Here is a 23420-nt window from a genome sequence, read left to right on the forward strand (position 1 = left end):
CATAGAAGTTCTGCTGTGGCGCACGGTCAACGGGACGAGGGGACGCCCTCGCGTTGGGTGTGCGTCTACGCAGGCGCCGACTCGCAAGAGTTCTGCGCTGGCGCACAGCCAAAAACAGCAGCCCCCGGCGAATGCCGGGGGCTGCTGTTCTTGGTGAGGATCAGAAGGACGCTTCGTCCAGCTCCATGGCCTCGTTGTCGACGGACTCGATGACCGAGCGAACGCTGGTCAGCAGCGGCAGCATGTTCTTGGCGAAGAACGACGCCGACGCGATCTTGCCCTCGTAGAACGCGCGGTCGTCGCCGGTGGCGCCCTCGTCGAGCGCCTTGATGGCGACCGCGGCCTGCTTCAGCAGCAGCCAGCCGATGACCAGGTCACCGACGGCCAGCAGGAAGCGCACCGAGCCCAGGCCCACCTTGTAGATGGACTTCGGGTCTTCCTGAGCGGCCATCAGGTAGCCGGTCAGGCTGGCGGCCATGCTCTGGACGTCGCCCAGGGCGGTGGCGAGCAGCTCGCGCTCGGCCTTCAGGCGGCCGTTGCCGTCCTGGTTCTTGATCAGCTGCTCGATCTCGCCGGCGACGAACGCCAGGGCCTGGCCCTTGTCGCGGATGATCTTGCGGAAGAAGAAGTCCTGCGCCTGGATGGCGGTGGTGCCTTCGTACAGCGAGTCGATCTTCGCGTCACGGATGTACTGCTCGACCGGGTAGTCCTGCAGGAAGCCGGAACCACCGAAGGTCTGCAGCGACTCGGTCAGCTTCTCGTAGGCCCGCTCGGAGCCGACGCCCTTGACGATCGGGAGCATCAGGTCGTTGACCTTGAAGGCCAGCTCGGCGTCCACACCGTGAACGGCCTTGGCGACCTCGGGGTCCTGGAACGACGCGGTGTACAGGTACACGGCGCGCAGGCCCTCGGCGTAGGACTTCTGGGTCAGCAGCGCCCGGCGAACGTCCGGGTGGTGCATGATCGAGACGCGCGGAGCGGTCTTGTCCATCATCTGGGTCAGGTCAGCGCCCTGGATGCGGGTCTTGGCGTACTCGAGAGCGTTCAGGTAGCCGGTCGACAGGGTCGCGATGGCCTTGGTGCCGACCATCATGCGGGCCTGCTCGATGACGTCGAACATCTGCGCAATGCCGTTGTGGACCTCGCCGACGAGCCAACCGACGGCGGGGATGCCGTGCTGGCCGAGGGTCAGCTCACAGGTGGCCGAAACCTTCAGGCCCATCTTGTGCTCGACGTTGGTGACGAAGGCGCCGTTGCGCTCGCCGGGCTCACCGGTCTCGGGGTCGAAGTGGAACTTCGGCACGAAGAACAGCGACAGACCCTTGGTGCCCGGGCCGGCGCCCTCGGGGCGGGCCAGGACCAGGTGCATGATGTTTTCGAACAGGTCGTCCGAGTCGGCCGAGGTGATGAATCGCTTCACACCGTCGATGTGCCAGGTGCCGTCGGCCTGCTGGGTGGCCTTGGTGCGGCCGGCGCCCACGTCAGAACCGGCGTCGGGCTCGGTCAGCACCATGGTGGCGCCCCAGCCGCGCTCGGCAGCCAGAACGGCCCACTTCTTCTGCTCGTCGGTGCCGTTGTTGTAGAAGATTTCGCACATGCCCGAGCCCATGGCGTACATGTAGGCGGCCGGGTTGGCGCCGAGGACGTGCTCGATGAGGGCCCACTGCAGCGCGCGGGGCATCGGCATGCCGCCGAGCTCTTCCTTCAGGCCGACCTTGTCCCAGCCGCCGTCGAGCAGGGCACGCATCGACTTCTTGAAGGGCGCGGGCAGGGTGACGGTGTGGGTCGCGGGGTCGAAGACCGGCGGGTTGCGGTCGCCGTCGGCGAACGAATCGGCGATCGGGCCCTCGGCCAGGCGCGCGATCTCGTTGAGCATTTCACCGGCGGTGTCGGCGTCCAGGTCGGCGAACTTGCCTTCACCCATCGCCTTGTCTACGCCGAAGACCTCGAACAGGTTGAACACCTGGTCACGGACGTTGCTCTTGTAGTGGCCCACGATTTCTCCTCGATGAGATGGACTGTAGGGGTTGGGTACTCAGGGCTAAGTTACCCACCAGTAACTGGGGCTAACTATACCGCCGGGTAACTTCATCGCAAAGCAGTCAAGAGCAAATTTTTCGCAGCTAACCAACCCAGTGGTTGAACGGGGTGGTTTCGCGACCGGTTTATGGCCGCTGACCTGCAGTTTAGTCCGAATGTGATGTCCGCCACCGGAAACTTCCGGAACTGAGGATGACGTGTCAGTTGGGGCCAATGGGAGCCCTGTTGTGGCGTCTTCGCGGTGGATGCGAAGGCTTACGCCCGCCGTGATCTCAGCGCCCGAATCGGCGCGGTCCGACGGCAATCCTGGGGGGTCGCTGTGAGGCGGGTCACCATGCCGTGGTTATGTGAGGTATGCGTCGGGTAGCGGTGTGGGGCACAGGCAACATGGGGGCGACGGCGATCCGGTCGGCGGTCGCGTTCCCGGGGCTCGAGCCTGACAGAATTGCTCGCGCACGTCAATAACTTATTGACGCCAGTGCGGGGTATTTCTGGGCTGGTAGGCCCAAAGGACTGGGTGTGCACGCGGCCGGTTCAGACCGCGTGCACACCCGTCACAGTCGTCACTCCTGTGCGGCAGGTGCCTCAGGCTCGGCGTCGCCGGCAGCCTCGGCAGGCGCCGCAGCCTCCGCCGCCGACTCCGCCGCGGCCGACTCCTCAACCGTCGCCTCCGGTGCACCCGATGGCGCATCCGACGGCGGCAGCTGCGACGCCAGGTGCCCGGCGAGTTCGCCGAGGGTCGGGTAGTCGAAGATCGCCGTCGGGCTGATGTCGAACTTGCCGCCGAACTGACCGAACAACCGGTTGCGGAGCTCGACCGCCATCAACGAGTCGGTGCCCAGATCGAGGAACCGGCTCGTGGCCGCGGGCGGCTGCGCCAGGCGCAGGAAGCCCTGCACCTCCTTCTGCAGGAACTCGGTGATGAAGCCGGCGCGCTGGGCGTCCGGAATCTCCTGCAGCTGCCGCAGCAGCTCGCTGTCGCCGGCGGCCGCGGTGTCGCTGGTCGGCAACACCTGGTCGAGCAGCGGCGGGCGGATGCCGCCGAGCATCTTGGCGGCCCGCTGCCAGTTGGCTTTGAGGACCGTCGCCTGCGCCGCACCGTGGCGGATCACCTCACCGAGGGCAGCCAGGGCCGCCGACGGCTCGAGCGGCATCATGCCCTGCGCGCTGAGGTTCGCGGTGGCAGCCTGCGAGCTGGCCATGCCGCCGCGGCCCCACGGACCGAAGTTGACGGCCGTGGCCGGCAGACCCAGTGCCCGGCGGTGCGCGACGAGGCCGTCGAGCAGCGCGTTGGCCGTCGCGTAGTTGGCTTGCGCCGGTGAACCCAGCACCGCCGACGCCGACGAGTAGACGATGAAGAAGTCGAGATCGTCGTCCTGCGTCAGCTTGTGCAGGTGCAGCGCGCCGAAGGCCTTGGGGCCCAGGGTCTTCCGGAAGCGCTCCAGATCCTGCTGGGGCAGCAGCGCGTCGTCGAGCACACCCGCCAGGTGGGCCACGCCGGCCAGCGGCGGCAGTTCGGTGCGGATCCGGTCGAGCAACGCGGTAACCGAGGACTCGTCACCGACGTCGCCGGAGAAGACGTGCACCCGGCAGTGGAAGCGCTCCATCATCGCGTCGATGGCGCGCTGCGCCTCGCCGTCCGGCTCGCGCCGGCTGGTCAGCACGATGTCGCCGGCACCCAGCTGGGCCAGGTAGGCGGCGGTGTGCAGACCGAGCGCCCCGAGACCACCGGTCACCAGGTAGGTCCGATCACCGTGCGGCTGCAGCGGTTTCGGCATCTGCACCACGATCTTGCCGATGTGCCGGGCCTGCTGCATCCGGCGGAACGCCGTCTTGGCCTCGGTCAGCGGGTAGACCTCGGCGGGCACCGGCGTCCACTCACCCTTGGCCAGGCCGTCGGCCACCTCTTCCATGAGCCGCTGGATGTGCGCGGGATCGGTCATCATCGTCACGTCCAGCGCGACGATCTCGTAGTTGATGTCCGGCCGCGCCTCTGCCATGCGTTCGGGGGTCCAGATGTCGCGCTTGGCGATCTCGGCGAATCGGCCGCCCTGGGCGGTCGCGCGCACCGTGGCCTCGACGAAGCCCTCGTTGGTCAGGCTATTGAGCACCACGTCCACGCCCTCGCCGTTGGTGTCGGCGAGAATCTGGTCCGCGAAATCGGTTGTGCGCGAGTCGTAGACGTGCTCCACGCCCATCTTGCGCAGCGTCGCGCGCTTGTAGGTGCTGGCGGTGGCGAAGACGATCGCGCCCTTCTGGCGCGCCATCTGCACCGCCGCCAAGCCGACACCACCACTGGCGGCGTGGATCAGCACGCGGTCGCCCGGCTTGAGCTGCGCCCAGTCGAACGCCAACCGGACCGTCAGCGCCGCCGCGGGCAGCGTCGCCGCGTCGACCGGGTTGATGCCCTCGGGGACCACGGCGAGCAGCTGCTCCGGCACGTTGAGCCGGCTGGAGAAGGCGCCCTGCATGGAGCCGAACACCCGCTGCCCGACCTCGAATCGGGTGACCTCCGAACCCAATTCGGTGATGACACCGCACAGATCGCCACCGATGGGCCCCGGATCGCCCGGGTACAGGCCGAGCACGTTGAGCACGTCGCGGAAGTTGAGGCCGGCGGCCTCGATCCGGACCTGCACCTCGTGCGGCTCGGGCGGCGTCACTTCTTTCTCGGTCAGCCGCAGGTTGTCGATCGCGCCCCGCTCGGTGGGAGCCAGCACGTAGTCGTCGGAACGCGGCATCGGCAGGTGGCCGCTGCGCGCCCAGTGCATCAGCCGTGGCACGAGGAACTTGCCTTGCCGCAGTGCGAATTCCGACTCGGTGACGGGAGTGCCCAGAATGCCGGTCAGCCAGTTGGTGGCGTTGTCGTCGGCGCCGTCGAGGTCGACGAGCTTCAGCCGCAGGGTCGGCTGCTCGTTGATGACGGTGCGCCCCAGGCCCCACAGCGCGGCCTGCACGGGGTCGACGGGCTCGCCTGGCTCGGTGGCCACGGCGCGCTCGGTGACGATCCACAGGCCGCCGGTGAGGTTCAGCTTCTCCTCGGCGAGTGCGATCTGCATGCCTGCCAGCACGGTGCCGACCTCGGTCTCGAGGCGGGCCGCGACGTCGGCGTCCTCGTAGCCCGAAGCGCGCCAGACGATTCCGGTGACGGGGGAGCCGGCCTCGGCTGCCGTGATGATCGCCTGCTGCCAGGCGGCGGCGTCCAGGGTCTGGTCGAGCTTGACGGCCCCGGGGAGACCGGCGGCCAACTCGTCGAATCCCGCGACCAGCCAGGTGCCGGTGGTCGCTGTGGTCGCAGCTTCGGCCGCGTCAGTAACACCCGGTGCCGCACCCTCCTGCCAGCCCAGCGTGTACAGCAGGCGAGTGGTGTCGCCGCCAAGCCCGCGCATCAATGCCTCACGGGGTGCCCGCTTCACGGTGAACTCGGTGATACCGCCGAGACGTTTGCCGTCGCGATCGAGGAAGTCGATGTCGAAGACCTGCGTCTCGTTGGTCAGCTCACTGGTGTGCCAGCGGGCCCGGGCGTAGAAGCGCCGTGGCATCTTCTCGCGCAACTCGACCTGGCCGTACCGCAGCGGCAGGAACAGGTCGTGCATGCCGTGTTCGGCGGCCAGCAGCGCCGGGAACGCCGGGAAGGCGACACCGGTGCAGAGGTCCAGCAGGACGGGGTGGATGGGCTCGCTGCTGAGGTGCTCGGCGAGCTCGTCGCCGACCGACACATCACCGATGGCCATGCCGTCGCGGACCCACAGCGACTTGAGCGACGTGGACCACGTTGGGCCCCAGGCCAGTTCCATGTCGTTGAAGGTCTCGAAGAGCTGCTGCGGGCGCAGCCGCTCCATGCGCTCGACGACGTCCTCCATCGAACCGGCGACGTTGTCGGACGCGTCGGCCTCGTCGGCGCCGGCCAGCAGGGTGCCGTCGGCGTTGAGCGACCACTCGGCTTCCCGCACGCCGTTCGGGCGGCTGTGGACCTGGAACTTCCAGCCTTCGCCGCCCTCGAGGGTGCGGATGGTCAGCTGGGTCTCACGAGACGCCTTGTCGGGCAGGATGATCGGCTCGTAGAAGAAGACTTCCTTCACCCGCGCCGGTGCGCCGACCGAGGCCAGCGCCATGGCCGCGTACGTCGCGCCCGGCACCACGACGGTGCCGTAGATGACGTGGTGCGACAGCCACGGCTGCGTCTTGACCGACAGCACATTGCTGTAGATCGTGTCGCCGGTGGCCAGATCCTTGGCACTGCCCAGGATTCCGGACGTGGCGGCGGCCCCGCCGGAGCTCATTCCCACGACGTTGGCGGTCTTGGGCCAGAAGCGGCGCCGCTGGAACGGGTACGTCGGCAGCTCGACACGGTGTCCGCGGTTCTTGACCGAGAAGTCCGGCCGGTGCCCGCAGATGTACGTCGTGGCAAGCGCTTCGGTGATCTGACGCTGCGCGTTGGCACCCTTGCGCAGGGACACGATGGCGCGCGGGGTCTCGGCGCCCTCGGGCCAGCACTGCAGCGCGGCCGCGGTCAGGATCGGCTGCGGCCCGATCTCCATCAGCACCGAGCAACCCAGCGCCGCCACGGTCTTGACGCTCTCGGTGAACTGCACGGGCTGACGCGAATGCCGCCGCCAGTACTGCGCGTTGATGGGCGTCTCGGCAGTGAGGACCGAACCGGTCCGGTTGCAGATCAGCGGCAGGGTCGGCACCGCGAACTGGAACTGCGTTGCGAAGGCCTCGAATTCGTCGAGTACCGGGTCGAGCAGCTCCGAATGGAAGGCGTGGCTCGTCTCGAGCCAGGTGCAGCGCGTGGCGTCCTCGCTGCAGGCGGCGACGATCTGCTCCAGGTCCTCACCCGGACCCGACAGCACGGTGTTGCGGCCGTTGTACGCACCGACCGACACCCGCGGGAACGCCTCAGCAGCACGCTCCACATATTCGGGATCGGCGAACACCGCGACCATGCGGCCACCGGCCGGCAGGCTGGCGAACAGCCGGCCGCGCTCGGCGATCAGACGGGCGCCGTCCTCCAGACTGAACACCCCAGCCACGCAGGCCGCCGCGTACTGACCGACGCTGTGGCCCAGCACCGCATCGGGCTCGATGCCCCACGACTGCCACAAGCGGGCCAGGCCCATCTCGACGGCGAAGATCGCGGGTTGCGCGAACGCGGTGTTGCGTAGGGTCTCTGCCGCCTCGCGGTCGTTGCCGAACATGACCTCCAGCAGCGGGCGCGGCAGCATCGGGTCGACGGCCTGCGCGCACCGGCGTACGACGTCGGCGAAAACCGGTTCGGTGTCGAACAATTCGCGCGCCATGCCCGGGTACTGGCTGCCCTGGCCGGGGAAGAACCACGCCGTGGTCGGCGGGTCGGTGCATTCGCCCTTGAGCACGCCCGGCCGCAGCTTGTTCGCCACCAGGTCTTCCAGCAGGTTCTTGGCGTCGTGGACGGTGTTCGCGACCACCGCGGCGCGGTGCTCGAAGTGCGAACGTCCCGAACCGGCGGTGAAGCAGACGTCGGCGATCGAGGCGTCGGGGTGCGCTTCGAGCCAGTCGCGGTACCGCTGGGCGAGCGCCGTCAGGCCTTGGGCCGAGCGCGCCGACAGCGGCAGGACGCTGATCGGTTCGGCGGCAGGGGTTTCCGGTGTGGTCTCATCCGTGACGTCGTCATCGGCGGTGATCACCGGTGCCTCTTCCAGCAGCACGTGCGCGTTGGTGCCGGTGAAGCCGAAGGAGCTCACACCGGCGCGACGCGGACGGCCGTCGGTGTGCCACGGGGTGGGCTTGTCGACCACCTGGACGGGCAGCGAGTCCCACGGGATGTGCGGCGACGGCTTGTTGAAATGCAGGGTCTGCGGGAGCATTTCGTGCTCGAGCGACAACACGACCTTGACCAGACCGGCGACGCCGGCCGCGGATTCGAGGTGCCCGATGTTGGTCTTCGCGGTACCCATGAGCAGCGGCCGGTTGGCATCACGGCCGGCGCCATAGGCGGCCGCCGCGGCCTGGACCTCGATCGGGTCGCCGAGCGGCGTGCCGGTGCCGTGCGCCTCGAGGTAGTCGACGTCGCCGCCGCTGAGTCCGGCCCGGGCCAGCGCGGTGTTGATGAGTCGTTGCTGTGCACCACCATTGGGGACGGTGAGGCCGCTGGACGCACCGTCCTGGTTGACCGCTGTGCTGCGGATGACCGCGGCGATGCGGTCGCCGTCGCGCTGGGCGTCACTGAGCCGCTTGAGGACCAGGACACCGCAGCCTTCACCGCGGACGTAACCGTCGGCGGCGGCGTCGAACGTCTTGCAGCGGCCGTCGGGCGCCAGCATCCGCGCGCGGGACGCCGCGACGATGGACGCCGGGCTCAGCAGCACGTTGACGCCACCGGCCAGAGCCATGTCGCAGTCACCCGCGTGCAGGGCCTGCACCGCCTGGTGCACCGCGACCAGCGAGGAGCTGCAGGCGGTGTCGACCGCCATGGCCGGACCTTCCAGACCCAGCGTGAACGACACGCGACCCGCGATGGCGTTGAGCGCGTTACCGGTGATGAAGTGCGGTTCGAGATTTTCGACGGAGCCGCCCGAGAGCAGGTGCGAGTACTCGTTGGCGCCGACGCCGATGAACACGCCGGTTCGGCTGCCGCGCAACGCCGCCGGCGCATAGCCGGCCCGTTCCAGGCCTTCCCAGGCGATTTCGAGCATCAGCCGCTGCTGCGGGTCGATCCACACGGCCTCGCGCGGCGAGATGCCGAAGAACTCCGGATCGAAGGTGTCGACGCTGTCCAGGTAGCCACCGGAGCGGGTGTAGATCTTGCCCGGCGTCATGGCGTCGGGGTCGTAGAACTCGTCGACGTCGAAGCGGTCCTCGGGGATTTCGCTGATCGCGTCGACACCCTGAGAAAGCACCTGCCAGAACGCATCCGGATCGGGCGAGCCCGGGAAACGGCACGCCACAGAGACGATGGCGATGGGCTCGTCGGCAGCGGCGAGCGACTTGACCTCGGTGACGGCCTTCGTACCGGCCTTCTCGCTGAGGTTGAGGATGTCGCTGAGCAGGTAGTCCGCGACATCGGTGAGGCGGGGGTGGTCCATCGCGAGCGTCGCCGGAAGTTCCTTGCCGACACCCTGTTCCAGACGGCGACGCAGTTCGACGGCCATCAGCGAGTCCATGCCGAGGTCGAAGAATCCGGTCTCCTCGCGGATCTCGGAGGCCTCGATGCGCGTCACCTCGGCGACGGCGTCGCGCAGGTACTCCAAGACGAGCTTCTTGCGCTGCTGCACCGGCGCGGCGATGAGCTGCTCGACCAGTCGGGTGTTGCCGGACGCGCCGACGGCGCCGGCGGTCGCGGATTCGGGCACCTCACGGGCGACCTCGGCGAGCAGGGCACGGGACCCGGCCTGCGAGTAGATCGGCAGGAACTTGGCCCAATCCATGCGTGCCACAACGGCTTCCGCGGGGTTGCCACCGGCCACCATGACGTCGGCCATGCCGGTGAGGGCGTCGGCGGGGGACAGGGTGCGGACGCCGCGGCGCTCCAACTGGGCGCGGGCATCGGGGTCGGCCATACCGGCGGCGTGGCCGTTCCCGCCCGCCCCCCAAGGGCCGAAGTTGACGCTCATGCCGGGCACGCCCTGCTCACGCAGGCGCCAGGTCAGGCCGTCGAGGAACGCGTTGGCGGCGCTGTAGGCGGTCTGGCCGTAGCTGCCCCACACCGCCGAGATCGACGACGTGGACAGGAAGAAGTCCAGCTTCAGGTCGGTGACGGCTTCACTCAGGTACCAAGCGCCCCAGACCTTCCCGGAGAAGACGCGCTCCAGCTCGGCGTCTTCCAGGGTGGCCAGCGGCGTGGTGCTGTTCTCGCCGGCGGCGTGCACGACACCGGCCAGCGGCGGCAGTTCGGCGCGCAGGGTCGACATCAGGCGGGCGACGTCGTGCGGATTGGCGACATCGGCGGTGACGACACGCGTCTGGCAGCCGTACTGCTCGCGCAGTGCGTCAATGCGCTGCTGCGCTGCCTCACTCGGCGCGCGCCGGCTGGTCAGTACCAGATTCCGGGCGCCGTGCGCGGCCAGGTGACCCGCGATCTCCAGGCCGAGCGAACCCAGGCCACCGGTCACCAGATACGTTGCGTCAGTGCGCAATTCCAGCTGAGTCGGGTTCGGCTGCCCGGTACGGCGGACCAGGCGCGGCACGTGCACCCCCTCGGCGCGCAGCGCGATCTGGTCTTCGCCGCGCGGCGCCGCGATCACCTGGGTGAGCAACCGCGACCATTCCTCGGTGCTGCCCTCGGCCAGGTCGGCCAGACCGCCCCACACCTGGGGGTATTCCAGCGCTGCCGAACGGCCGAAGCCCCACAGACCCGTCTGCTCGGGTGCGACGGTGTCGGTGTCGGTAACGCGTTGTGCACCACGGGTGATCACCCAGATGGGCGCCCGCAGCTCGGCGGCGGCCGCCGCGCGGAACAGGCGCTGCGTGCCGCTGAGGACATGGTGCTGCACCCGCAGCACGGCCTGCATGGAAGCCCGGTCGGCATCGAGCCCGGCGACGTGCAGGATGCGCAGCGTCGGCTCCTCCTCGACAGCCGCGCGCAGGTCGGCCTCCAGCTGCTGCTCGTCGGCGTCGGAGCTCAGCAACCCGAGAACGCGGTGCCGGTGGCCGGCCCGGGTCAGGGCCTCGGTCAGCGGCGCGAGCACGGCCGCGTCGTCGCTGATGACGACCCACGCGGAGCCCTCGCCGACCTCCGCGGGCGCTCCGGCCGCGATCTTGTCCCAGCGGATTTCGTACCGGGCGTCCGAGACGGATTGCGCGGTGCGCTGCCGGTTGTGCTGGGCCGCAAGCTTGTTCAGCACTGCGGTCGTCGATTCATCGGTGCCGCCCAGCAAGGTGGCGAGCTCATCGATGCGGCCGTCTTCGAGCAGGCGGACGGCCTCGGTGGTCGCCCCGCCCATGTGCGCCGTGGCGGACGGTGCGACGCGCTCGTCGCGGAACCAGTACGCCTTGCGCTGGAAGGGGTAGGTCGGCAGATCGACATTGTGGGCCGAGCCGGGCCGGACGGCGGCGAAGTCGGGCAGGTGGCCGGCGGTGTAGGTGGTGGCCAGCGCCTCGGTGATCTGCCGGTGGTCGGCGCCCTTGCGGCGCAACGACGCAATGGCGCGCGGTGCGCTCGTCGGGTCGGGCCAGGCGCGCAGGGCCGCGGCGGTCAGGATCGGCTGCGGGCCGACTTCGAGCAGTACCGCGCAACCGAGCTTGGCGAGCGTCTCGACGCCCTTGGAGAACTCGACGGGCTGACGTGCGTGCCGGCGCCAGTACTGGCCGTCGAGCTTGGCGGTGCGCCCCAGGGTGTCACCGGTGCGGTTGCACACCAGGATGCGCTGCGGCGCATTGAACGTGAATTGGTTTGCGTACGACTCGAATTCGTCGAGCGCCGGGTCCAGCAGCGCCGAGTGGAAGGCGTGGCTGGTCTCCAGCCAGTCGCAGCGGATGCCGTCACCGGTCAGCCCGGCGACAGCGCGTTCCAGGTCGGCGCCCGGACCGGAGAGCACGGTGTTGGCGCCGTTGTACGCGGCGACCGAGAGGCGGGGGTATTCGTCGGTCAGCCGCTCGACGCGCTCGGGTGCGGCGAAGATCGCCGCCATCCGGCCGCCCGGGGGCAGGTTCCCGAACAGGCGACCGCGCTCGGCGAGCAGGCGCATGCCGTCTTCGAGGCTGAACACCCCGGCGACGCAGGCCGCGGTGTACTGGCCGACGCTGTGGCCGAGCACGACGTCGGGCTCGAAACCCCACGACTGCCACAGCCGCGCCAGGCCCATCTCGACGGCGAAGATCGCCGGCTGGGCGTAGCTGGTGAGGCGCAACGTCTCATCCGGACCTTCGAAAATGACGTCCAGCAAAGGCTTTTCGAGCACATCGGCGACTGCGGCCGCGCACTGCTTCACGGTCTCGGCGAACACCGGCTCGGTCTCGAACAGCTCCTTGGCCATGCCGGCGAACTGGCTGCCCTGACCGGGGAACAGCCAGGCGGTCTTCGGCTTGTCGGCGGACGTGCCGCGCACCAGGCCCGGCGCCGGGCGGTCGTCGGCCAGCGCGCCGAGCAATTCGCGCGCGGAATCCAGGGAATTGACCACGAGCGCGGCACGGTGCTCGAAGTGGGCGCGGCCCGCACCCGCGGTGATGCAGACGTCCGAGAGGGTGGCCTCGGGGTGCGCGGTCAGCCAGGTGCGGTAGTCCTCGGCCGACTGCAGCAGCGCGGCCGGGGTTCGGGCCGACAGCGGCAGCACCATGAAGCGCCGGTCGTCAGGCTCCTCGGCCGGTGCCTGCGCCGGCGCGGCGGCGGGTGCTTCCTCAAGCAGGACATGGGCATTGGTGCCGGAGAAGCCGAACGAGCTGATGCCCGCGACGCGCGGCCGGTCGCCGCGTTCCCAGGTGGTGGCCTCGTCGACGACCTTCACCGGGATGCGGTCCCACGGGATGTGCGGCGACGGGTTCTTGAAGTGCAGGTGCTTGGGCAGTTCCTGATGCTCGAGCGACAGGATGACCTTGATGATGCCGGCGACGCCCGCGGCGGCCTCCAGGTGCCCGATGTTCGTCTTCACCGAGCCGATCAGCAGCGGGTTGTCGGCGTCGTGCCCGGTGCCGTAGGCCGCGGCCGCGGCCTGCACCTCGATCGGGTCACCCAGCGACGTGCCGGTGCCGTGCGCCTCCAAGTAGCCGACGTCGGCAGGCGACAGGCCCGCGCGCTCCAGCGCTTCGGCGATAACACGTTGCTGCGCAACACCATTGGGGACGGTCAGGCCACCCGAGGCGCCGTCCTGGTTGATGGCGCTGCCGCGGATGACGGCCCGGATCCGGTCGCCGTCGCGCACCGCGTCTTCCAGTCGCTTCACGACGATGACGCCACAGCCCTCGCCGCGCACATAGCCGTCGGCGGAGGCGTCGAACGTCTTGCACTTGCCGTCCGGGGCCAGCATGCGCGACTGCGAGAAGGTGATCATGGTCGCCGGGCTCAGGATGACGTTGGCGCCACCGGCCAGCGCGAGATCGCACTCACCGAGCTGCAGCGCCTGGCACGCCTGGTGGACGGCCACCAGCGACGAACTGCAGGCGGTGTCGACGGTGACGGCCGGACCCTGCAGGCCCAGCCGGTAGCTGATGCGGCCGGCTGCCGCGGCGCCTGAGGTACCGATGGCCATGTAGGCCTCGATCTCCGGGTAGGTCAGCTCGCCCGAGGCCATGCCCAGGTAGTCGTGCGTTGCCAGACCGATGAACACGCCCGTCTGCGTGTTGGCCAGGGCGGACGGCGCCGTGCCTGAGTGTTCGACGGCGCGCCACGCCATCTCCAGCAGCAACCGCTGCTGCGGGTCCATCATCTTGGCTTCGCGGGTGGACACCCCGAAGAAGGGAGCGTCGAACCCGACGGCGTCATCGAGGAAGCCGGCGCGGCGCGTGATGATCTTGCCGCGGGCGTCCGGGTCGGCATCGAAGAACTCGTCGACGTCCCACCGGTCTTGTGGCACCTCGGATACGGCGTCCCGGCCTTCGCGCAGCATCTCCCAGAAGGATTCGGCGTCGGTGGCTCCGGGGAAGCGGGCGGCGTACCCGACGATCGCGAAGCTGGACGTTTCCGGACCTTCGATCGTTGCCATGAAAAAGCTGTCCTCCGCGTTTTGCCGGTGACGTCCGATCCCGCGCAGGAGACCGTGTTCAGCGCCAGAATTTATGTTGCGAACGGCCGGCCTCGACGATTGGTCGGCAGATCTACTTGACGGCCGGCTCAGTCATGAATGGCCAGTTGATCTTCCGAACGGCCACGGCCAGCTCATCTTCTGCGGGCCAGTATTACATGTAGGTTGCTGAAGCACGAGGATTATGTGCGCCGGTGGTGGTTGGTCAGCGCGGACCGCCCCACCAGGCGTAACGGCGCCGGCAAAGGTTGCCGGGGTATGTTGATGGCGCCAACAGTGTTGCCGGGCCTCTGTGTGCCCAAACCTGGGAGGAAAGTAATTGCGAATCGGGAAGATCACGATCGGAAAGATCGATGATTGGACGCCGATCCCAGGTGTTCTGACCTCCTGGCACCCCACCGAGGCGGCTCGCGAAGTGGCCCGGCGGGCACCTGTGAGTTCGGTGCCGGTCAGCTACATGCAGGGCCAGCACATCCGCGGTGTCGTCGAGCGCACGGGCTCGGGCCTGGAGTACTCCCGGCAGATCATCGCGACGTGCGAAGTCCCTGGTCAGTGCGACATCGCGGCCATGAACGAAGCGCTGAACTCCTATCTGCGCAGGCACGACACCTACCGCAGCTGGTTCGAGTACACCGGCGACGGCGACATCCTCCGGCACACCCTCACCGACCCCGATGACCTCGAGTTCGAGCCCGTCAACCACGGTGAACTGGCGGTCGAGGACGTCCGCAAGCACCTCGTGGACATCCCGACACCGCTCGAGTGGGGCTGCTTCTCCTTCGGCATCGTCCAGAGCGAAGACAGCTTCAACTTCTACGCGGCCATCGACCACGTCCACGGCGACGCGGCGCTCATCGGCATCACGATGCTGGAGGCTCATGGCCGGTACACAGCATTGACAACAGGTGGCTCAGCGTTTGCTCTGCCCGACGCCGGCAGCTTCGACGAATGGTGCGTCCAGGAGCACGAGCGCACCTCGGCGCTGACCGTCGACTCTCCCGAGGTGCAGGCCTGGATCGAGTTTGCTGAGAACAACAACAACAGCATGCCGGAGTTCCCGTTGCCGTTGGGGAACGCCATGGAGCCGTCGGTCGGCGACATGGTCGGCGAATCGCTCATGGACCCCGAGCAGACGGCACGGTTCGAGTCTGCCTGTGAGGCGGCCGGTGCCCGCTTCGTCGGCGGCCTGTTCGCCTGCATGGCCCAGGTCGAGCACGAATTGACCGGTGCTGCAACGTATTACGGGCTCACCCCGCGTGACACCCGGCGCACGTCGGACAACTTCATGACGCAGGGCTGGTTCACCGGACTGGTGCCCATCACCGTGCCGATCGCCGCGGCGACCTTCAACGAAGCCGCCTGGGCGGCGCAGGAGTCGTTCGACGGCAACCTCAACATGGCGCGGGTTCCGTACTACCGCGTCCTGGAGCTCGCACCGTGGCTGGACTGGCCGCGGCCCAACTTCCCGGTGTCGAACTTCCTGCACGGCGGCGCGGCGCCACTCAACACCATCCTGGCCGCCACCGAGATGGGATACGCCAACAACATCGGCATCTACTCCGATGGCCGGTACTCCTACCAGCTGACCATCTACGTCTTCCGCTACGAGGGCGGCACGGTCATGGAGGTCATGTACCCGGACAACCCCATCGCCAAAAAGTCCGTGACCCGGTACCTGGAGGCGATGAAGTCGGTCTGCACGCGGATCGCCGACGGCGGGAACTGGTGACCTGACTTGCGACGGCTAGCCGATTTTGTGGTGCGGTGGCCTTGGGCGGTGATCGGCCTGTGGATCACGCTGGCGGTGGCCCTGCCCCTGGCTGTCCCCAGTCTCAACGAGATGGCCCAGAAGCATCCGCTGGCGATGCTGCCCGCCGATGCGCCGTCGAACGTCGCCGCCCGGCACATGACCGAGGCCTTCAAGGAACCCGGTACCGACGACCTGCTGCTCGTGGTCCTGATCAACGACCGCGGCCTGGATCGCAACGACGAAGCCACCTACCGCAAGTTGGTGGACGCCCTGCGCGACGACCCGCACGACGTCGTCATGATGCAGGACTTCATCAGCACCCCGCCGCTGCGCAACTTCATGACCAGCAAGGACAAGAAGGCCTGGGTGTTGCCCGTCGGCCTGGCCGGCGCGCTGGGCACGCCGCAGTCGTACGCCGCCTACAACCGGGTGGCCGACATCGTGCGGCACAGCACCGCCGGCAGCCCGCTGAAGATCCACCTGTCCGGCCCCGCGGCCACCGTCGCCGACCTCACCGTTGCCGGTGAGAAGGACCGGATGCCCATCGAGATCGCCATCGCGGTCCTGGTGCTCCTCGTGCTGCTGGTCGTCTACCGAAATCCCGTGACCATGATGTTGCCGCTCGCGGGCATCGGCATGTCGTTGGTGATCGCGCAGGCGACGGTCGCCGGGTTGTCGCAGCTGACCGGGCTGGGGGTGTCGAACCAGGCCATAATCCTGTTGAGCGCCATGATCTTCGGCGCAGGCACCGACTACGCGGTGTTCCTGATCAGCCGCTACCACGACTATGTGCGGCAGGGCCTGGGATCCACCGATGCCGTCCGGCGCGCGCTGGGTTCCGTCGGCAAGGTCATCACGGCGTCGGCCGCGACCGTCGGCGTCACCTTCCTCGGCATCAGCTTCGCCAAGATGGGCGTCTTCTCCACGGTTGGCGTCTCGTCGGCCATCGGCATCCTGGTGGCGTTCCTCGCCGCGGTCACGCTGCTGCCCGCGATCATCACGCTCGTCGGGCCGCGGGGCTGGATCAAGCCGCGCAACGAGATCACCGCGCAGCTGTGGCGCCGGTCCGGCGCGCGCATCGTCCGCCGACCGAAGCTGCACTTGGTGGCCAGCCTGCTCGTGCTGCTCCTGCTGGCCAGCGCCGCGGGCTTCGCGAAGTTCAACTACGACGACCGCAAGGCCGTCGCAGCGTCGGCCCCGAGCTCCATCGGGTACGCCGCGCTCGAGAGCCACTTCAACGTCAACCAGTCGGTGCCGTCCTACGTCCTCGTCCAATCGCCGCGCGACCTGCGCTCCCCGCAGGCCCTCGCGGACCTCGAGCAGATGGCGTCGCGCATCAGCCAGTTGCCGGACGTCGCCATGGTCAGCGGCATCACCCGTCCCCTCGGCGAAGTGCCGCCGGAGTTCCGCGCCACCTTCCAGGCCGGCCTGGTCGGTGACCGGCTGACAGAAGGCGCGGGCATGATCGGCCAGCGCACCAACGACATCAACCGGCTGGCCAAGGGCGCCGACACGCTCGCGACCAACCTCGCCGACGTACGCGGCCAGGTCGGCCAGATCGCCACGCAACTCCAGACGACGCTCGACGCCTTCACCGCGATCCGCAGTCAGTACGGCGGCAACAAGCTGGTGCAGAACGTGGAAGTCGCGGCCAAGCTCGTCAACAGCGTGAGCAAGCTGGGCAACACCCTGGGGCTGAATTACACGGCGGCCAAAGACATGTTCGGCTGGGTCGGCCCCGTGCTGGCGGCGCTGCAGAACAACGCGGTGTGCGACCTCGACCTGTCGTGCGCCGAAACCCGCGGCCACTTCCAGCGGCTGGAAGAAGCGCGCCAGGACGGCACCATCGACGAGATCAACAAGCTCGCCGGGCAGCTGCAGACGATGCAGGACCAGAAGACGCTCAACGCGTCGGTGCAGCAACTCCAGAGTGCGATGACCAACCTGACCAAGGTGATGCGCACCATGGGGATGGACAGTCCCGCGGGCGCGCAGGCCAATCTGACCAAGCTCCGCCAGGGTGCCGATCGGTCGGCGAGCGGCAGCCGCGAAGTCGCCAACGGGGTCGACGAGGTCGTCGAACAGATCCAACTGATGCGGTCGGGCCTCGACCAGGCCGGCGCCTTCCTGCTGTCGATGAAACAGAACGCGGGCGGCCCGACCCAGGCGGGCTTCAACATTCCGCCCGAGGTGCTGCAGCTCGAGGCCTTCAAGTCGGCGTCCAAGATGTTCATCTCGCCCGACGGGCACTCGGTGCGCTACCTCGTCCTCACCAAACTCGACCCGTTCAGCGCCGCGGCGATGGACCAGGTCAACACCATCCGCGACACCGCCCGCGGCGCCCAGCCGAACACGTCGCTGTCGGATGCCACGGTGTCGATGGGCGGCTATCCCGTGGCGCTCAAGGACACCCGCGACTACTACCAGAACGACATCCGGTTCATCATCATCGTCACCGTCGCGGTGGTGCTGCTGATTCTGATGCTGTTGCTGCGGTCGCTGATCGCGCCGCTGTATCTGGTTGGCTCCGTGGTGCTTTCGTACTTCGCGGCGCTCGGCATCGGCGTCGTGGTGTTCCAGTACCTGTTCCACCAGCCGCTGCACTGGACCGTTCCACCACTGGCTTTCGTGGTGCTCGTCGCGGTCGGCGCCGACTACAACATGCTGTTCGTCTCGCGCATGCGTGACGAATCGCCACACGGCATGCGGTACGGCATCATCCGCACGCTGTCGTCGACCGGCGGCGTCATCACCGCGGCCGGCCTGATCTTCGCGGCCTCCATGTGGGGTCTGCTGTTCTCCAGCATCGGTACCGTGATCCAGGGCGGCTTCGTCATCGGCGCCGGCATCCTGCTGGACACCTTCCTGGTGCGGACCATCACCGTGCCTGCCATGGCCACGCTCGTCGGAGAAGCGAACTGGTGGCCGTCCCGCCCGAAACCGCAGGGGAGCAACGTATGAACAAGCGACTTGCCAGCTCGTTGGCGATTGCCACCACGCTGTTGACGGTCGGTGCTTCCGGGCCCCTCGCCGACTGGATCGCGACGGCCGACGAGCCCTGGACCGGTCCCGGTTCCAGCTCTGACGCCGGCTCCGGCGGCCCGCTCGTGCCGGCCATCCCGCCGATCGGCACCCCCGGCCGTGGGTACGCACTCGGCGGCGCGCACGTCATGGGCATCCCGTACGACGAGTACATCCGTCGTACGGGCGCCGACTGGTTCCCGGGTCTCAATCGAGAGATCGTCGACTACCCCGCCGGCCAGGTGCAGGGCCACGTGCTCAGCGTCATCCCGGGCATCGACGAGCTACATCAGAAGATGCCCGAGATCGGCTTGAACGGACCCAGCATCGGTGAGTCCGTCGAGGTCGGTAAGAACAACGTCATCAACCGCGTTCAGGCCGGCGGCCCCGGCACGGTGATCGGCCTGTCCGAGGGCGCCATGGTCGTGCACGCCGTGCAGGACCGGCTCGCGTACGACCCGGCCGCGCCGCCACCGAACGAGCTGTCGTTCGCCACCTACGGTGACCCGCTCGCCATCAACCCGTGGACGCAGAGCTTCCTGCGGCAGACCTACCCCGTCGGCAGCACGGTCCCCGCGCTCGACTTCCTGATGCCGCCGGTGGTCGACAGTCAGTACGACACTTACCAATTCATCTCCGCGTACGACAGCATCGCCGACTGGCCGGACCGCCCGGACAATCTGATGGCGCTCGCGAACGCCGTCGTCGGCCTGGCCACCGGCCATACCGCGGTGGCGTTCACCAACCCGAAGAACGTGCCGCCGCAGAACGTCATCAAGACCGTCAACTCCCGCGGCGCGACGACGACGACGTACATGATCCCCGAGCAGCACCTGCCGCTCGTCGTGCCGTTCAAGTACCTCGGCATGTCCGAAGCGGACATGAATCACCTCGACGCCGTGATGAAACCCATGGTGGATGCCGGATATTCGCGCAACGACGACCCGGCGACCGCACCCGTCACCGTCGATCCCGTCAACGGCTACGACCCCGCCGCAGCCACCGCCCCGGCCACCCAGGCCGCCTTCGGTGGTGCCGCCGACCCGGTGTCACAGCTGATGTCGGGCATCAACTACGTGCTGAGCCACGGGCCGAGCGCGCACTAGGGGTTGCGCGTCCTCGCTCGGTCCGCGAGTGTGCGTACAGATCGCGAGAATCGCGTTTGGGGCGCGCTGGCAGCACATTCGCGGAACTGAGCGGGCTATCCACAGTGCGCGATCCATCCACAGATCGTGCCTTCGCGGTTCCCGCGATACCTGCGATGCCGCAATGTGAGTGCTTGTGCAGACCCCATTCATCGGCAGCGAGGCGGTTGCCGCCGGGCGAGTGCGGAAGCATCAATTGCGCTCCCGGTACACCGCGATGTTCCCCGACGTCTACACCGACAAGTCGGGTGACGACCTCACGATCTACCACCGAGCCACGGCGGCCTGGTTGTGGTCACGGCGCGGTGGGGTGATTGCCGGCCTTACCGCCTCGCGCCTGCATGGCGCGGATTACATCGAAGATCGCCTCCCGATCGAACTGGCCTGGTCGGGCCGCCGGCCACCAGCTGGAATCGTCACGCACAAGGTTCAACTGGCGGCAGACGACGTCGTTGTTCGCGGCGGACTTCCCTTCACCAGCGTTGAGCGGACGGCCTTCGACATCGGCCGCCGCGGCACCCTCGATGAGTCGATCGCTCGGCTCGACGCACTCGGCAACGCAACCGGTTTCACGGCGGATGCCGTCCGCCGGCTTGCGCTCGAACATCGCGGCGCGCGCGGCATGCGGCAATTGGTCGCCGCCCTCGACCTCTATGACGCGGGTGCCGAGTCGCCACCCGAGACCTGGTTACGGCTATTGCTCATTCGCGCCGGGTACCCGAGACCGACGACGCAAATTCCGGTGCGGAGTGCCGACGGCAAGCGGCAGTACTACCTCGACATGGGTTGGGAGAAATACAAGTTGGCAGTCGAGTACGACGGTGACCATCACCGGACGGACCCACGTCGGTTCGCCCACGACATCATTCGATCAGAGGACCTAGATGAGTTGGGCTGGACGCGGATACGAGTGGTCAAGCGGCACGCCGAAAGTGATGTGCTGGCCCGGGTGGCTCGAGCCTGGGCCGCGACTGGTGAACCCGCACCGGCATCCCTCGTCGAGCGTGCATCCAGATCACGGAAAATTGCGTAGGGATGCGCTGTCTGCACATTCGCGACGATGCGCGGCCCGGCGGTTCGCGAGCGTGCACACAGATCGCGGATCCGGGGTTCGGGAAGCGCTGGCTGCACATTCGCGGCCACAACGGCAACTAGATCCCCACCGCACCCGCGGTGACGAGCACAACACCCACTGCCGCCAGCAGACCCGCGACCTCGTGACGCTGGCGCGCGCGAATCCAGTTGTGCAGGTTGCTCATTGCGGTGCGCGTGCGTTGCGGTGCGATGAGGTAGGCCAGCAGCGGGATTTCGACCAGCGAGAACGCCACCACGTTGAAGGTCACCAGCGCACCCATTCGCACCCCCGCCTCGAGGTGCGCGGCGGCGATGACGGCCAGCGCCGCGAGATAGTCGACCGAGGGCAGCGCGATGCCCAGGCCCGCGACGCCCGCGACCCACAGCGACCGCCCGGTGAGCAGCCGGGTCAGCCAGTCCGGGACGGTCCGCTCGCGCCCCTTCGTCACGGCCAGCAGCACTGCAGCCACCAAGGCCAATACGCCGATCACGATCTGGACCGTCGGCAGGTTGAAATGTGCTGAGGCCCAAGCGGGTAACCGGGACTCGAGGAAGAACAGCACCACCGCGCCGACGGACAGGCCCATCAGGAAACCGCCGCACAGGAATGCCGCCAGCTGCAGGTGCGGGCGCGGCCGGTTCAGCATGACAACGGACATGCCGATGCGGAACGGCTCCAGGCTGACCGCGATCGCCATCACCAGCAGGGTGATCCACATGCGGTGCGGTTACGCGTCCAACCGGATGAACTGTCCCTGCCGATACTGCTCGACACACGCCGACCGCCGCATCTTGCCGCTCGTGGTGGTCGGGATGGACCCGGCTTCCACCAGAACGACGTCGGCGACCTGCAACCCGTGTGCCCGCGAAATCGCCGCCACCACATCGTTTTTCAGCCCGTCGAGCGTCGCGGCATCGGCGCGCGCCTTGAGCTCGATGATGGTGACCAGCTGGTCGGTGTGGTCGTCGGTCACGGCGATCGCCGCCACCCGTCCCCGGCTGATCTTCTGCACCGTCGCTTCGATGTCGTCGGAGTAGTGGTTGCGGCCGCGCACGATCAGCATGTCCTTGATGCGGCCCACGATGAACAAGTCGCCATCTGAGATGAAGCCCTGATCCCCGGTGCGCAGCCAGCCCGTCCCGGGGGTGCCCTCGGGGGCGTTCACCAGGGTCGCGTCGAAGGCGGACCCGGTCTGCTCGGGCTTGCGCCAATACCCGGCGGACACGTTGTCGCCACGGACCCAGATTTCGCCGACGACGCCGTCGGGGCACACCTGGCAGGTGTCGGCATCGACGATCTCGAGGAGCGGCGAGGGCGCCCGCCCGTACCGCATGAGCGGCGTCCCACCGGGTTTGCGCAAGGCGATGCCCTGCGTCAGTTCTTCGGCGGCGAACTCGACGACCTCGGGCGGCCGGCCGTGCGCACCGCTGGCCACATAGAGCGTGGCCTCGGCCAGGCCGTAGGACGGCACCATCATCTCGGGCCGGAAGCCGACGGCCGCGAAGCGCTCGTCGAACTTGATCAGGGTGGGCGGGTGGATGCGCTCGGCGCCGTTGTTGATGCCGATGACGCCGCTGAGGTCGAGCTCGGCCATCTCCTCGTCGGTGACGCGGCGCGTAGCGAGATCAAACGCGAAGTTCGGCGCCGCCGACCACGCCGGGTTGTTCCGCGACAGCGCCTGCAGCCAGCGGACCGGGCGCGTCAGGAAGGCGATCGGACTCATGAGGTCGGCCTTGTGGCCGGAGAAGATGGGCACCGCGATCCCGAGCACCAGGCCCATGTCGTGGTAGAAGGGCAGCCACGAGACCAGCGTCGACCCCGGCGGCAGCTCGCCGCCGTGCTGCGACAGCAGATCGGCGAGCAACTGCTCGATGTTCACGCGCAGGTTCTTGTGCGAGATCATCACGCCGGCCGGCAACCGCGTCGACCCCGACGTGTACTGCAGGTAGGCGATGTCCGGGCCGGCCGGCACCTCTTCATCGAAGTCCCGGTCCGCGTCCAGATCGAGCGTGTCGACGGCGATCACGGCGACCATCGAGGCACCGTCGTCCACGTTCTGCGCGGCGATGTCGAACGCGGCCGCGGTGGTCAGCACGACCGTCGGCGACGTGTCGGTGATGACGGCGCTCACCCGCTCGTCATGCGAACCCGGTAGCGGGACCGACAGCGGCACCGCGATGAAACCCGCCTGCATGGCGCCCAGGAACCCGACGATGTAGGCCAGCCCCTGCGGCGCGATGATCAGCGCGCGGTCGCCGGGGACGCCGTGCATGCGGAGCTCATGCGCCACGTTGAGGGTGCGACGGTACAGCTGGGCCCAGGTCAGGCTCTCGGTGACGCCGTCCCAGTCGTGGTCGTAGTCGGTGAAGGTGTAGGCCACGTCGTCGGGAGTCGCGCCGGCGCGCTCGCGCAGCACGGACAGGATCGACGCATCGGACATGGCGCCAGGTTACTCAACTCACATGTGACCGGTGGTACCTGGTTTGCCGGCGGGGGCTACACCGGTCACCGAGGCCGGGCTCTCCACAGACACCTTTCGTCGGGAGCCGTCAACTTTCGTTGACGGCCAAGGAAAGTTGACGGCTCCAAATCGAATGTGTCGAAAGAGAGCCGATCATCGGAAACCGGTGCATGTCCCCCAATCGGGGGACGCCGATTTCGTCCGGTCGAGGGCCCGATCAGCGGACTGACCTGGGGCGTCGATTCCGCGAAGGTTGTTTCAACGCCAAAAC

General features: G+C 68.1%; 8 protein-coding genes. 4 read left to right on the forward strand and 4 right to left on the reverse strand.

Features of this window, described 5'->3' with window-relative positions; all coding sequences use genetic code 11:
- Positions 1 to 160: 160 nt before the first annotated feature.
- Together ACJH7A_RS06995 and ACJH7A_RS07000 are read right to left on the reverse strand one after the other, a co-directional pair.
- On the reverse strand, positions 161 to 1996 hold the full coding sequence (locus tag ACJH7A_RS06995; protein WP_133425841.1) for an acyl-CoA dehydrogenase: 1836 nt from the start codon (positions 1994 to 1996) through the stop codon (positions 161 to 163).
- Between the two features lie 607 nt (positions 1997 to 2603).
- The gene (locus ACJH7A_RS07000) at positions 2604 to 13658 is read right to left on the reverse strand and encodes a type I polyketide synthase (RefSeq protein ID WP_406801658.1); all 11055 of its coding nucleotides are present in this window, start codon (positions 13656 to 13658) and stop codon (positions 2604 to 2606) included.
- A 358-nt stretch (positions 13659 to 14016) separates the two neighbouring features.
- Here ACJH7A_RS07000 and ACJH7A_RS07005 point away from each other — a divergent pair, with 358 nt between their 5' ends.
- From ACJH7A_RS07005 to ACJH7A_RS07020, 4 genes are all read left to right on the forward strand, one after another.
- Positions 14017 to 15426 (forward strand): condensation domain-containing protein, encoded by a 1410-nt coding sequence (locus ACJH7A_RS07005; protein ID WP_133425844.1) that lies wholly within the window; start codon positions 14017 to 14019, stop codon positions 15424 to 15426.
- A 6-nt stretch (positions 15427 to 15432) separates the two neighbouring features.
- Positions 15433 to 18408, forward strand: a complete 2976-nt coding sequence (locus ACJH7A_RS07010) for an RND family transporter (protein WP_133425845.1) — start codon at positions 15433 to 15435, stop codon at positions 18406 to 18408.
- Positions 18405 to 19574 (forward strand): acyltransferase PE, encoded by a 1170-nt coding sequence (gene pe / locus ACJH7A_RS07015; RefSeq protein WP_133425846.1) that lies wholly within the window; start codon positions 18405 to 18407, stop codon positions 19572 to 19574. The genes ACJH7A_RS07010 and pe overlap by 4 nt, the downstream gene beginning before the upstream one ends.
- Before the next feature lie 175 nt (positions 19575 to 19749).
- A complete protein-coding gene (locus ACJH7A_RS07020) occupies positions 19750 to 20646 on the forward strand; it encodes a hypothetical protein (RefSeq protein ID WP_406801659.1) in 897 nt (298 codons plus the stop codon).
- 118 nt (positions 20647 to 20764) lie between these two features.
- Here the strand turns inward: ACJH7A_RS07020 and ACJH7A_RS07025 are convergent, their stop codons facing one another.
- Together ACJH7A_RS07025 and ACJH7A_RS07030 are read right to left on the reverse strand one after the other, a co-directional pair.
- Positions 20765 to 21406, reverse strand: a complete 642-nt coding sequence (locus ACJH7A_RS07025) for a GAP family protein (protein ID WP_406801660.1) — start codon at positions 21404 to 21406, stop codon at positions 20765 to 20767.
- A 9-nt stretch (positions 21407 to 21415) separates the two neighbouring features.
- Positions 21416 to 23128, reverse strand: coding sequence for an AMP-binding protein (locus ACJH7A_RS07030; RefSeq protein WP_406801661.1), 1713 nt, complete (start codon positions 23126 to 23128; stop codon positions 21416 to 21418).
- Positions 23129 to 23420 lie beyond the last annotated feature (292 nt).

Source organism: Mycobacterium sp. SMC-17 (assembly GCF_045310915.1).
Taxonomy (GTDB): Bacteria; Actinomycetota; Actinomycetes; order Mycobacteriales; family Mycobacteriaceae; genus Mycobacterium.